Annotated in this window: 13 protein-coding genes; 9 read left to right on the top strand and 4 right to left on the bottom strand. The window is 67.6% G+C overall.

The features are described from left to right. Positions 1 to 10: 10 nt before the first annotated feature. Together ABH915_RS18750 and proC are read left to right on the top strand one after the other, a co-directional pair. On the top strand, positions 11 to 1,312 hold the full coding sequence (locus ABH915_RS18750; protein WP_370124194.1) for an RNA polymerase sigma factor: 1,302 nt from the start codon (positions 11 to 13) through the stop codon (positions 1,310 to 1,312). 486 nt (positions 1,313 to 1,798) lie between these two features. Continuing rightward, entirely contained in the window at positions 1,799 to 2,632 is an 834-nt protein-coding gene (gene proC / locus ABH915_RS18745) for a pyrroline-5-carboxylate reductase (RefSeq protein ID WP_370124191.1), read from the top strand. A gap of 81 nt (positions 2,633 to 2,713) precedes the next feature. Here the strand turns inward: proC and ABH915_RS18740 are convergent, their stop codons facing one another. Continuing rightward, on the bottom strand, positions 2,714 to 3,400 hold the full coding sequence (locus tag ABH915_RS18740) for a TrkA family potassium uptake protein (RefSeq protein ID WP_018775040.1): 687 nt from the start codon (positions 3,398 to 3,400) through the stop codon (positions 2,714 to 2,716). After that, positions 3,393 to 4,823, bottom strand: coding sequence for a TrkH family potassium uptake protein (locus ABH915_RS18735; protein ID WP_026539111.1), 1,431 nt, complete (start codon positions 4,821 to 4,823; stop codon positions 3,393 to 3,395). Before ABH915_RS18735 ends, ABH915_RS18740 begins: the two co-directional genes overlap by 8 nt. A 117-nt stretch (positions 4,824 to 4,940) precedes the next feature. Here ABH915_RS18735 and ABH915_RS18730 point away from each other — a divergent pair, with 117 nt between their 5' ends. Both ABH915_RS18730 and ABH915_RS18725 read left to right on the top strand, forming a co-directional pair. Then, positions 4,941 to 6,164: an acetoin utilization protein AcuC gene (locus tag ABH915_RS18730; protein ID WP_370124187.1), complete on the top strand. Its 1,224-nt coding sequence runs from the start codon at positions 4,941 to 4,943 to the stop codon at positions 6,162 to 6,164. An 81-nt stretch (positions 6,165 to 6,245) separates the two neighbouring features. Continuing rightward, positions 6,246 to 6,809 (top strand): ArsR/SmtB family transcription factor, encoded by a 564-nt coding sequence (locus ABH915_RS18725; RefSeq protein WP_370124184.1) that lies wholly within the window; start codon positions 6,246 to 6,248, stop codon positions 6,807 to 6,809. A gap of 96 nt (positions 6,810 to 6,905) precedes the next feature. On the opposite strand, the gene ABH915_RS18720 is transcribed toward ABH915_RS18725, so the two are convergent. After that, positions 6,906 to 8,252 (bottom strand): alpha-hydroxy-acid oxidizing protein, encoded by a 1,347-nt coding sequence (locus tag ABH915_RS18720; RefSeq protein WP_370124181.1) that lies wholly within the window; start codon positions 8,250 to 8,252, stop codon positions 6,906 to 6,908. Positions 8,253 to 8,685: 433 nt separating this feature from the next. On the opposite strand from ABH915_RS18720, the gene ABH915_RS18715 reads away from it, so the two are divergent. From ABH915_RS18715 to ABH915_RS18705, 3 genes are all read left to right on the top strand, one after another. Next, a complete protein-coding gene (locus ABH915_RS18715) occupies positions 8,686 to 9,813 on the top strand; it encodes a 3-deoxy-7-phosphoheptulonate synthase (protein WP_370124179.1) in 1,128 nt (375 codons plus the stop codon). 199 nt (positions 9,814 to 10,012) lie between these two features. Next, on the top strand, positions 10,013 to 10,234 hold the full coding sequence (locus ABH915_RS18710) for a helix-turn-helix domain-containing protein (RefSeq protein ID WP_018775046.1): 222 nt from the start codon (positions 10,013 to 10,015) through the stop codon (positions 10,232 to 10,234). Positions 10,235 to 10,439: 205 nt separating this feature from the next. Then, positions 10,440 to 10,538 carry a 30S ribosomal protein bS22 gene (locus ABH915_RS18705; protein WP_003792170.1) on the top strand — a complete coding sequence of 33 codons (99 nt, stop codon included), beginning with the start codon at positions 10,440 to 10,442 and terminating at the stop codon, positions 10,536 to 10,538. Between the two features lie 194 nt (positions 10,539 to 10,732). Here the strand turns inward: ABH915_RS18705 and ABH915_RS18700 are convergent, their stop codons facing one another. After that, a complete protein-coding gene (locus ABH915_RS18700) occupies positions 10,733 to 11,551 on the bottom strand; it encodes an HAD family phosphatase (RefSeq protein WP_026537389.1) in 819 nt (272 codons plus the stop codon). Between the two features lie 131 nt (positions 11,552 to 11,682). Here ABH915_RS18700 and ABH915_RS18695 point away from each other — a divergent pair, with 131 nt between their 5' ends. Beyond that, on the top strand, positions 11,683 to 11,955 hold the full coding sequence (locus ABH915_RS18695; RefSeq protein WP_026537390.1) for a glutaredoxin family protein: 273 nt from the start codon (positions 11,683 to 11,685) through the stop codon (positions 11,953 to 11,955). A 73-nt stretch (positions 11,956 to 12,028) separates the two neighbouring features. Further along, positions 12,029 to 12,724 carry a redox-sensing transcriptional repressor Rex gene (locus ABH915_RS18690; RefSeq protein ID WP_018775049.1) on the top strand — a complete coding sequence of 232 codons (696 nt, stop codon included), beginning with the start codon at positions 12,029 to 12,031 and terminating at the stop codon, positions 12,722 to 12,724. Positions 12,725 to 12,765 lie beyond the last annotated feature (41 nt).

The raw sequence follows: 12,765 nt of genomic DNA, 5'->3' as shown, positions 1-12,765 counted from the left end.
GGGTGCCGCTGTGGGTGACCGTCGTGCAAATGAGGCAGCGACCGAGGCGGACATTGCGCGGGTGTTCCGGCACGAATACGGCCGCGCCGTAGCCGTTCTGACGCGGACGTTCGGGAACATCGATATTGCCGAGGACGCCGTCCAGGATGCCTTTGCCGCGGCGGTCCAGCACTGGCCCTCGGCCGGCATCCCGCCCAGCCCGGCCGGCTGGATCATCACGACGGCACGGCACCGGGCGATCGACCGGCTGCGGAGGGAAGCCTCACGCGAGGACAAGCACGCACAGGCGGCCTTGCTCGCGGCGGCGCGGTCCGGGACCGGACCCGCGCCGGCCGCCGAAGAGCAGTTCCTGGCGGAACAGTCAGGAGTCGAGGACGTGGACGACGACACCTTGCGGCTGATTTTCACGTGCTGCCATCCCGCCCTGGCCGGGTCCGCCCGGGTGGCGCTGACGCTGCGGCTTCTGGGTGGCTTGACGACGGCGGAAATCGCCAGGGCCTTCCTGGTCCCGGAGGCGACCATGGCACAGCGGCTGGTCCGGGCGAAAGCGAAAATCCGGGATGCCAAGGTCCCGTACCGGGTCCCGCGGGGCGCCGAACTGCCCGAACGGCTGCAAGCCGTGCTGGCGGTGGTCTACCTCATCTTCAACGAGGGCTACACCGCGGGCCCCGCCGACGGCCCGGAACGCACGGAGCTCTGCACGGAAGCCATCCGGCTCGGCAGGCTGTTGGCGTCGCTGATGCCCGACGAGCCGGAAGCGGCGGGACTGCTGGCGCTGATGCTGCTCAGTGAGTCCCGCCGTGCCGCGCGATTCACACCCGACGGGGGACTGGTGCTGCTCGCGGCCCAGGACCGGGGGCGCTGGGACTCCGCCCTGGCCGCCGAAGGCCGTGAACTGGTGCGCCGGTGCCTGCGCCGGAACCGGCCCGGACCGTATCAGCTGCAGGCGGCGATCAACGCCGTCCACAGCGACGCCGCGACCGCCGGGGACACCGACTGGGCGCAGATCCTGCAGCTGTATGACCAGCTCCTGGCCGTCGCGCCGGGGCCCGTCGTGGCGCTGAACCGCGCCGTGGCCCTGGCAGAACTGCACGGGCCCGCTGCCGCGCTGGCGGCGGTCGAGGGCCTGGGGCTGGACAACTACTACCTCTTCCACGCCGTCCGCGCCGACTTCCTGGTGCGCCTGCGCCGCTATCCGGAGGCCGCCGAAGGCTACAGGCGGGCCCTGGCGCTTGCCGGCAGCGCCGCGGAACGCCGGTTCCTGGAAGGCAAGCTCCGCAGCCCGGCGTTCGGCGGGGCCGGAGACGGCTAGAAACCGGGGGCACCGCGCCCCCGGTGCGGGCCCGTTCACACCGGTTAAACGAGTATGGCCGGGCGATCCGGAGCAGGACTTGGGGGAACTCTGCTGCAAATCGCCCGGCGCACCGCCGGCTCGGAGGAACCGGCTATCATCACTCGCACCTGTTGAGGCACTTTCCAAGGTAACGGCCGATCTTGGGCGCACAGCGAGATTTCCCTGTACGTTTGCTGGCAATCCGACGGCGCCCCCGGGGTTGCGGCCAGCTCCGCCACCGGTCAAAACGGCAAAGCTGTCTTAAACGGCAAAGGCACCGGCGGTCCGCTGCGGGAAAATGGGAAAACCCGCTGCAACCACCGGTGCCGCGCAGGCATCCGCATGCCTGCTGCATCACTCGCACCCTCAATGAGGTAGTTACAACGGTAGGTTCCAAAGTTGTGCGCTGACTGCGCTGAAGGTGGGAGCTGGCTGGGAATCACGTCAGACTGCAATGATGGGGACATGAGCAACCGAATCGCATTCCTGGGCTGTGGGTCAATGAACGAGGCAATCATGGGCGGGCTGATCGACGGCGGCGTCGACCCGGGCGACATCGTCGCGACCGTCCGTCGGGCCGAGCGCGCGGCCGAGCTGGCCCAGCGCCACCACGGGATCACGGCCATCGCGGGCGAAGAAGAGCCCGACAACAACAAACAGGCCGCCACCGGCTCCGGCGTCGTGATCCTCGGCGTCAAACCCGTGGGGATCGCGGACCTGGCCCGGGAAATCAGCGGCTCCCTGGCTCCGGACACGATCGTCATCAGCGTTGCCGCCGCCGTGTCCCTGGAACAGCTCGAGGCGGCGCTGCCGGCCGGCCAGCCCGTCATCCGCACAATGCCGAACACGCCGGCGAAGCTGGGCCGCGGCGTCGTCTCCGTCTCGCCCGGGACCAACTGCTCCGCCGGGCAGCTCCAGCGCGCCAAGGACATCCTCGCTGCCGCCGGCACGGTCGTGGAGATCCCGGAAGAGCAGGTGGACGCCCTCTCCGCGATCAGCGGCTCGGGTCCGGCCTACGCCTTCTACCTGGCGGAGGCCATGGCCGAGGCCGGGGCGCAACTGGGCCTGGACCCGGAGCTGTCCCTGTTGCTGGCCCGCGAGACCGTCGCCGGGGCGGGTTTCATGCTGGCCGAGCCCGGCGCGGATCCCGCCGCGCTGCGCAAGGCGGTCACGAGCCCGAACGGCACCACGGAACGGGCCATCGCGACGTTTGACGAGCGCGGACTGCCGGCCATCATCGCCGACGGCGCCCGCGCGGCGGCCGAGCGCGCAGCCGAAATCACCCGCCAGCTCGCCTGAGCCGGCCCGGGCGGCCCAGGGGGCTGCTGCAGGTCCGGAGCCGCCGCGGCTCCAGTTCCCCCGGCCGGCTCCGGCTGCGGGCTAGGGGCGGGCAGCGAACCGTTCGAGCAGGTCCACGTGCCCCGAAACAATGAGCATGTCCCGCGAGGAAACCTTGGTTTCCGGCCGCGCGTAGGTGAAGTCCTCGCCCGGGGACTTCACGCCCACAATCGTGACGCCGTATTTGGACCGGACCTTTGACTCATCGAGGGTGAAGCCCACGGTCTCTCGCGGCGGGTACATCTTGACGATCGCGAAGTCGTCGTCAAACTCAATGAAGTCCAGCATGCGCCCGGAGACCAGGTGCGCGGCACGGACGCCGGCGTCCGCCTCCGGGTAGATGACGTGGTTGGCGCCGATCCGGGTGAGGATCTTGCCGTGCGAGGGCGTGATCGCCTTGACCCAGAGGTGTTCGATCCCGAGGTCCACGAGGTTTACGGTGATCAGCACCGAGGATTCGATCGAGGTGCCCACGCCCACGACGGCGGAACTGAATTCCTGGGCGCCGAGCTGGCGGAGGGCATCGATGTTGGTGGCGTCGGCTTCCACCACATGCGTCAGGACGCTCGCCCACTTCTGGACGAGGGTGCGGTCGCGTTCAATGGCAAGGACCTCCCGGCCCTGCTTGACCAGCTGCTCTGCGGTGGACGCACCAAAACGGCCCAGCCCGATCACCAGAACAGGGGCGTTGTGGGCGGGGCGGTTGACGGCGCCTGAGGAACTAGCCAATGATCGGTCTCTCTTCCGGGTAGTGGTACAGCTGGCTGCGTTGGCGCAGGGCCAGGCCGGCCGCAAGGGTGACCGTCCCGACGCGCCCGGCGAACATGAGCAAAGCGAGGACATAAACCCCCGACGGCGGCAACTCTGCACTGAGGTTGGTGCTAAGGCCCACCGTGGCGAAGGCGGAAATGGTTTCAAACAGGACCCGGTCCAGGGAGGCATGGCTGATGTGCAGGAGCAGGAGGGCCGAGACCGAGACAAGGGTGGCACCGGCAACGATCACCGAGATGGCCACGCGCATCGTGCCCTCGGGGATGGTGCGGCCGTAGATTTTCACGTCCGCGTCGCCGCGGGCCTCGGCGGCGATCGCCAGGAACATCACGGCGATGGTGGTGACCTTGATGCCGCCGGCCGTGGATGCGGAACCGCCGCCGGCGAACATGAGGGCATCGGAGAGCAACATGGTGGTGGACTCCATGTGGTTCTGGTCCACCAGGTTGAAGCCTCCGGAGCGCAACATGACTGAGGCAAACAGCGCATGTGTGATCTTGTCGCCGAGGTCCATGTCCCCGATGGTGCGCAGGTTGTCCCACTCCAGGAAGCCCCAGAGGACCGTGCCGGCGGCCAGGAGAATGAAGGAGACCTGGATGGTCAGCTTGGTGTGGAGGTTCCACTTCTTCCACCGCAGCCCGTTCTGGTGCAGCACCATGACCACCGGGAAGCCCAGGCTGCCCAGGAATACCCCGAGCATCAGCGGGACGAGGATCCAGAGATCCGTTTCGTACGGCACGATTCCGTCCGAATGCGGCGTGAATCCGGCGTTGTTGAACGACGAAATGGCGTAGAAGATCCCGTGCCAGATTGCCTGCGGGAAGCTCTCCCCGAGGATCAGGAAGCGGGGGATAAGAGTCAGCGCCAGGGCGGCCTCGATCACCACGGAGGTCACGATCACGATCCGGAGCAGCGTACCGACTTCGCCGAGCCGGCCGGCATTCATGGCCTCCTGGGCGATCAGCTTGCCGCGGACACCGAGTCTCTTGCTGACCATGAGCGCCAGCAGCGACGCGAGGGTCAACGTACCCAGGCCGCCCACGAAAATGCCGACCAGGATCACGAGCTGGCCGAAGAAGGACCAGTGCACAGCCGTGGAGACCACGGTCAGCCCCGTGACGCAGACAGCGGACGCCGCGGTGAAGAACGCCTGATGCAGTGGTGTGACTTGTCCCGTCGCGGAAGCTAGGGGCAGCGAGAGCAAGGCGGTGAAGACCAGAATCACGACGCCGAACGCCGAGAGAGCCAGGCGGGCAGGCGAGCTGTTGGCGATGCCGTCAATGAAGTCGCGCAGGCGTGTGAAAATCCACAGGCCTTCCCGCTCCGGCATGCCTGGCTGCCAGTTGGCCGGGCTCGTGGACCTCGACTGGCTTTGCGTCATGTTTTTCCTCGGTTGAAACTTCTTCCCCAAGTAGTAAACCACTAAACACCGCGTAATGGCCGGGGATCCAACCTGCACGCGCGGGAAGCCGGGGACCGCTCGGGTAGCCTGTGATTGATGACATTCCTGCCCGGACTCGCTCAGACCGCGCTGCCAACGACGGTGGTGTGGGCCCCAGCCATGACTGCCTACAACTTTGGCCACTCCCACCCCATGGCGCCGGAACGCATGGAGCTCACCGCAAAGCTGGCCGGAAGCCTTGGACTGCTGGATCTGGACCACGTCACGGTAGCGCCTCCCGACGTCGCCACCGACGCGGAGCTGTGCACAGTCCACAGCCCGGAGTTTGTGGCCGCCGTGCGGCGCGTGAGCGAAAAGCCGGACACCCCCGACCATGCCAGGGGCCTCGGAACCGAGGATGACCCCGCCTTTGCCGGCATGCACGAAGCCAGTGCCCGGCTGGCCGGCGGCTCCCTGCTGGCTGCCGCAGCTGTCCTCGACGGAAGCGCGGTGCGGGCCGTGAACTTCGGCGGCGGTATGCACCATGCCTCCCGGGACCGCGCGAGCGGTTTTTGCATCTACAACGACGCCGCCCTGGCCGTCCAGCGGCTGCTCGACGGCGGCGTCCGGCGGGTGGCCTACGTCGACGTCGACGCCCACCACGGCGACGGCACGCAAAGCATCTTCTGGGACGATCCGCGCGTCCTGACAATTTCGCTGCACGAATCCGGGCTGACCCTCTTCCCGGGCACCGGGTTTGCCAACGAGATTGGCGGACCGAACGCACAGGGCAGCGCCGTGAACGTCGCCCTCCCGGCCGGCACCGTTGACGCCGGGTGGCTGAGGGCCTTCCACGCCGTCGTGCCCCAGCTCATTGGTGCGTTCGAACCGGAAGTGATCGTCAGCCAGCACGGCTGCGACTCGCACCGGCTTGACCCGCTGACCCACCTGAACATCAGTGTGGACGGCCAGCGCGAGGCCGCCACAGCGATCGGCAACCTCGCCGCCCGCTACTGCGAGAACCGGTGGATTTCGACCGGAGGCGGCGGCTACAACGTCGTCAGCGTGGTGCCGCGGGCCTGGAGCCACCTCATAGCCATCGCCGCCGGCCGCCCGGTGCCGCTGCGCACCCCGGTTCCGGAGGACTGGCGCAACTACGTCAAAGACAAGTACGGCGCCAAGTTCGGCGTGGAGCCCCCCGAGACGATGGGCGACGACGTGGACCTCTGGTGGCGGTCCTGGGAAGTGGGTTTCGACCCCAACGACGAGGTGGACCGCACCATCATGGCCACCCGCAAGGAAGTGTTTCCGCTGCACGGGCTGGACCCCTGGTTCGACTAAATCCCGACCGGGCCCAAGGCCCTGCGCCAAGGCACCAATTCGTGGATGCCATCTGGCGTATATGTCGCTAGTGTGGAGGGCATGGTGACAGACGACGTATTTGCCGTCATTGCTGAGGCAACCAGGCGTGACATTCTGATAGCCCTCCGCAAGGGGGACAAAGCGGTGGGGGAACTGGTCCAGGAGCTTGAAGCAAGCCAGCCCACTATTTCCAAGCATCTTAAAGTCCTCCGCGAAGCGGACCTGGTGAGCATGCGCGCCCAGGGCCAGAAGCGGTACTACACGCTCAATCCCAAGCCGCTCGCCGGGGTTGCCAGCTGGCTGCAGGCATTCGACGTCGGCCCCGCCGTGACGGCGGACGCGGCCGCGGCCCTCCACCCCGAAACCGGCCCCACGGCCGTCCCGGATGGCCTGGCCGCCGCCGCTGTTTCGCAACCGGCCGTCCCGCAACCGGTCGCCGCGCAACCCGCCGCAGCACTGGCGGGCCGCCCGGCCGGCAGCCCGCTGAGCCCCGCCGTCGTCATTCCGGTGGGAACGGCAGGGGAGGACAAGATGCCCCAGCAGATCGGGCGGACCGTTGGCCGGGCGGCGACCAGGGCCGCGGATCTCCTGGCCAACCTGCCCAAGTTCGGCCGCAAGAAGTAGCCTTTCCCGCCCCTGCGTATGCCGCCGCGGGTATGCGCCGCGGCCGGCAGCCCTGCCCCACTGCGGACCAGGCGGACCTTGCGGGCGCCTGGTGCGCTAGGTGCGGAGGATCCGCACGTGTTCGGGGGTGAGGTCCGCGACCCGGCTGACGCCCAGCAGGGCCATGGTGCGTTGCATGTCCTTCTCCAGGATGTGGAGGGCATGGTCCACGCCGTCCCGTCCGCCTGCCATGAGCCCGTAGAGGTAGGCGCGGCCGATCAGCGTGAAGTCGGCGCCGAGGGCGAGGGCGGCGATGATGTCCGCGCCGCTCATGATGCCGGTGTCCAGGAGGATCGCGGCGTCGCTGTGGTCGGCCTTGAGGGCGGCGGAGACTTCGGGGAGCAGGTGGAAGGGGATCGGTGCGCGGTCCAGCTGGCGGCCGCCGTGGTTGGAGAGCACGATGCCGTCGGCGCCGTGGTCCACGACTTTGCGGGCGTCGTCGACTGTCTGGATGCCCTTGACCACGAGCTTGCCCTTCCACGTCTCGCGCAGCCAATCGAGGTCGGCGTAGGTCAGGGTGGGGTCGAACATGGAGTTGATGAGGTCCGCGACCGTGCCGGTGTACCGGGAGAGGGATGCGAAGGTCAGTGGTTCGTGGGTGAGGAAGTTGAACCACCACGCGGGCCGGTAGGACGCATCGAGGACGGTCTTGAGGGTCAGGGCGGGCGGGATGGTCATGCCGTTGCGGACGTCGCGGAGCCTGGCGCCGGCGACGGCGGTGTCCACCGTGACCATGAGGGTGTCATTGCCCGCCGCGGCGGCACGCTGGATCAGTTCCAGGGAACGGTCCCGGTCCGTCCACAGGTATAGCTGGAACCAGTTGCGGCCGGTGGGCGCGGCGGCGGCCACGTCCTCGAGGGAGGCCGTGCCCATGGTGGAGAGGGTGTACGGAATGCCGGCGGCTTCGGCGGCCTGGGAGCCTGCGTATTCGCCCTCGGACTGCATCATCCGGGTGAAGCCGGTGGGCGCGATCCCCACCGGGAGGCGGGACGGTCCGCCCAGGATGTCGGTGCTGAGGTCGATGCTGGAGACGTCACGCAGGACCCCGGGCCGGAATTCGATGTCCAGGAACGCCTGGCGGGCGCGGCGGAGGGAGATTTCGGCCTCGGCGGCGCCGTCGGTGTAGTCGAAGGGCGCCTGGGGTGTGCGGCGCTTGGCCATGTCCCGCAGGTCCCAGATGGTGCTGGCCCGGCGGAGCCTGGCGGCCCGGCTGAACTCCGGCTTCTTGAACTGCATCAGGGGCGCAAGGTCGGCGTATTTGGGCACCCGGCGCTTCAGCGCGGCAGGGAGCCCGCGGGCGGCCGCGGCTGTGTCGTGGCCGGATGCGGGGGGCCCAGGGTCCGGGGCGGTGGCCGCGGGTGTGGTCGGAGCCTCGGGGTTGCGGGGCGGGACGGTCTGCGTCATGGCTGCCTCCGGTTCTGCGGGATCTTAAGCGTGTGCTCCAGAACACTCTAATGGCCATGCTTCTGGGCCCCGGCAGGTGTGGCCCAGTGGCTGCCAGGGCGTTCGGGCCAGACCCGTGGGCGTCACCGACCAGCCTGGTGCCCGCAGGAGGCATTGACCTGCTGCCCGATGACGGGAGTTACGTCCTGGCCCGGTGCGACGGCGGATTGTTACGCCCGACGTTTGCCCCGGCCGCGGCTCCGGGGCTATGGTCGACGCTATGACTAAGCGTTGGTATGCGTATTTTTCGTTGGCTCTGGAGGGGCCCGCGTCTAACTGACACGCATCCAACTTTCCTTCAGAGCCAACAGGGCAGAGATCATTCTCTGCCCTTCGCCATTTCTCCGGCGGGTTCTGATCAGGGCCCGCTCCGCATCCGGAACAGGACCCGAACATGAGCATCGAAGCAGCCACCGGCACCCAGCAACCCACCTCAAACCTGCGCGTCAGCGAGTTCACCCCGCTGCCCACCCCGCAGGACCTCATGGCGGAACTGCCGCTGGAGGCCCGCCTGGCCGAGGTGGTCCGGCGGGGCCGGGACGAGGTCCGGGCCATCATGGACGGCGTGGACGACAGGCTGCTCGTCATCGTGGGCCCCTGCTCCATCCACGACCCCAAAGCTGGGCTGGAATACGCCCGTAGGCTCGTCAGCCAGGCGGAGAAGCACCGCGAGGACCTGCTGATCGTTATGCGCACCTACTTCGAAAAGCCGCGCACCACGGTCGGGTGGAAGGGCCTGATCAACGACCCCCGGCTGGACGGCAGCCACGACATCGCCGCGGGCCTGCGCGCGGCCCGGGCGTTCCTGCGGCAGGTCACCGCCCTCGGCCTGCCCACCGCCACTGAGTTCCTTGAGCCCATCAGCCCCCAGTACGTCGCGGACCTGATCGCCTGGGGCGCGATCGGCGCCCGCACCACGGAGAGCCAGATCCACCGCCAGCTGGCCTCCGGGCTGTCGATGCCGATCGGCTTCAAGAACGGGACCGACGGCGATCTCCAGGTGGCACTGGACGCGTGCAGCGCCGCCGCCGCCGCCCAGGCATTCCTCGGGATCGACGACGACGGCAGGGCGGCGCTTGTGGCTACCGCCGGCAACCCGGACACCCACGTCATACTCCGTGGCGGACGCAAGGGTCCCAACTACTCGGCAGCCGACGTTGAAGCGGCCTCGGCGAAACTCGCCGCGAAGCAGTTGAACCCCCGCCTGATCGTCGATGCCAGCCACGCCAACAGCGGCAAGAACCACCACCGCCAGGCCGAGGTCGCCCTCGAAATCGGTGCGCAGCTGGAAAGTGCCGGAGCCGCCGCCGGGGCCATCGCCGGCGTCATGCTGGAGAGCTTCCTGGTGGGCGGGGCGCAGACCCTTGAGGTCAACGCCGCCGTCAACACCGTCACAGGCGCCGGACGCGACGGGCTGGTCTACGGCCAGAGCGTCACGGATGCCTGCATGGACTGGGACGTGACGGCATCGGTACTTGGCCAGCTGGCCGCCTCGGCCCGCACCCGGCGGACGCTTGCCTGAGTCGGGAACCGGAGGAGGCCGGTGCTGCGAGTTTTTCGAGATTCCTGCGGAAATCGTGTGGGGATTCCTGAGGAAGTCTTTCACTTTGGCACCATGAGCAACTAGTGTTGCTAACACATGGTTGTTTGATGGCTCAGCATCGGCACACCGCCATGTCAACAGGTGGGGCTGCCGTTCGCTTGAGCAAAGGAATAGGGAAATGTCTACGGAGGCCAACTTCTCCAAGGCCCGTTTTTTGACCGTGGCCGAAGTCGCGGAACTTATGCGGGTATCAAAAATGACTGTGTACCGTCTTGTGCATTCGGGGGAGATGCCGGCCGTGCGGTTCGGCCGCTCCTACCGCGTGCCGGAAAACGCCGTCGAACAGTACCTCAAGGGTGCCGTCGTCGACCGGAACGACGGCCACGCCGGAACTGGCTGAACAGTCAGCGGCAACATTCACAGCGTGAATCGACTGCTTTGGGTCCCGCACGGGGCCCGCGGTCGTGGGGTGCCTCGCAGAGGCGGTACCCTGTTAAGGAACGTTTTACGTCATTGTAAGAACCTGTCAGTTGTTTTAGTCTGCTGCTTAGCCCGCGGACACTTCCCAACAGGCAGGTACTGCATCTAGCCGGTAAGGAACTTTCGTGGGTTCAGTTATTAAGAAGCGTCGCAAGCGTATGGCCAAGAAGAAGCACCGCAAGCTGCTTCGCAAGACGCGCCACCAGCGTCGCAATAAGAAGTAGCAATACTTCGAAATGCATGAAATGCCCGTTGCCTTCCCGGTGGCGGGCATTTTTCTTGTCCCGCCCCGGTGTGAGGATTTCGCACCGGTCAGGGACACGGGCTACGGAACCGGACACAGGCGGCCCGGATCCGCGGCGCACGGGTCTGAAACCGCAACCCGGGTTCGAAATCGCAGCGGAAAGCCGCGGGCGGCCTAGCGGCTGGGGCCGCGGAAGCGGGAGAACCCCCGCCACAGGCCGTAGATGGCCCCTCCGACCGTCGCGGCCTTGAAGCCCAACGTGGCGGCGCGCCGGCCGGCACGGAAGTCGTAGACCGGCCAGTTGTGCTCGCGGGCGTAACGGCGCAGCTTGGAGTCGGGATTGATGGCAACGGGGTGCCCCACCATGCTCAGCAACGGGATGTCGTTGTGGGAATCGCTGTACGCCCAGCAGCGGCTCAGGTCCAGGCCCTGCTCCTCGGCGATGTGCTGGACTGCGACCGCTTTGGCCGGTCCATGGAGGATCTCGCCCACCAGCCGCCCCGTGTACGAGCCGTCCATGATCTCGCCCACCGTGCCCAGCGCCCCGGTCAGGCCCAGCCGGGCGGCAATGACCGTGGCCACCTCGATCGGCGTCGCCGTAACGAGCCATACCTTGCGCCCGACCCGGAGATGCTGCTCGGCCAGGGCCTTTGCCCCCGGCCAGATCCGCGACTCAATCATCTCGTCGTAGACCTCTTCGCCCAACGCCTCGATGTCCTTCGCCGTGATGCCGGCGGCCAGCGTCAGGGCCGAATCGCGGACGGCATGGACGTCATCCATGTTTTCGCCGCGCAGTACGAACATGAACTGCTTCCAGGCGAACCCGGCAGCCTGCGGCAGGGTGAAGGCGCCACGCTGGTGAAGCTTCCGGGCGACATGGAAAAGGCTTGCGCCCTTCATGAGGGTGTTGTCGACGTCGAAAAATGCGGCCTCGCCGTGCTGCGTCGATGCAGCAGGCTCATTGGCCACAATGACGTATTTCTCCTCGGGCATGCCACGAGTCTAGTCAATGACCGGCCCCCGGCCGCCCCCGTGGCGCGCGGCGCGACGGCAGAACGGCCCCGGCCCCGGGCGGACTGCGCCGCGCGTCGACGCCGAAGTGGCCGCCGGGCTACGGTGGACGCATGGCCAAACCCGCGTCTTTCCCCGATGTAGTTCTGATCACCAAAGCTGACTGCCACCTGTGCACAGAGGCGCGTGCCGCCGTCGGCCGCGTCACCGCTGCGCTCGGAATAGATTGGTCGGAGAAATCGGTGGACGACGACGCCGGGCTGCGGGAACGCTTTGCCGAGGAGATCCCGGTGGTGCTGGTCAATGGTGTCCAGCGGGATTTCTGGAAGATCGACGAGGCCCGCCTGACCCGGACCCTGCAACGGGTCCTCGACCAGTCCTCCTGACGGCGGGTGCTTTGTTGCGTGATGCGCGGGGGCTCTAGAGTGGGAAGCACAACGCGACGCAATGGAGCAGATAGTGACTTCGCTGGATTCATCTCCCGGGGCTGTCCCCGGGGGAGCCGGGACTGCGGCCAAACAGATTCCACCCGCCGCCGTGGCCCGGCTGACCATCTATCTGCGCGCCCTGACCACACTGCTGGCTGAGGGAGTGGACCGGGTCTCCTCCGAATCGCTGGCCGAGGCCTCCGGCGTCAGCTCCTCGACGCTGCGCAAGGACCTCTCCTATGTCGGCTCCTACGGAACCCGGGGTGTCGGTTATGAGGTCCAGTACCTCAACCGCAACATCGCGGCCGCGCTCGGGCTGACGCATGACTGGAAAGTCGCGATCGTCGGTGCGGGCAACCTGGGCAAGGCCCTGGCCCGGTACGGCGGATTCGAGTCGCGGGGCTTTGACATCGTGGCAATTTTCGACGCCGACCAGATGGTGGTGGGCAGCGAGGTCGGCTGGCTGCGGGTCAGCGACGCCGCCGACCTTGAGCCGGTACTGCAGCGGACGGGCGCCAACATGGTGGTCCTCGCCTTGCCTGCCGCTGTGGCCCAGGACGTCTGCGACCGGGTGATCGCCGCCGGCGTGCGGAGCATCCTCAGCTTCGCGCCGGTGATGCTGCAGGTCCCCCCTGGGGTCAACCTCCGCAAGGTGGACATGGCAACGGAACTGCAGATTCTGGCCTACCACGCACAAAGGGCGCAGGACCCGGAAGACGCCGACTAAGGTCGGCGTCTTCCGGGCCCCGCGCCGCTGGGTGGTTCCCT

It is taken from the genome of Arthrobacter sp. MW3 TE3886 (assembly GCF_041262145.1).
In the GTDB taxonomy this organism is placed as follows: Bacteria; Actinomycetota; Actinomycetes; order Actinomycetales; family Micrococcaceae; genus Arthrobacter.
This window is presented reverse-complemented; position numbering and strand designations above follow the sequence as displayed.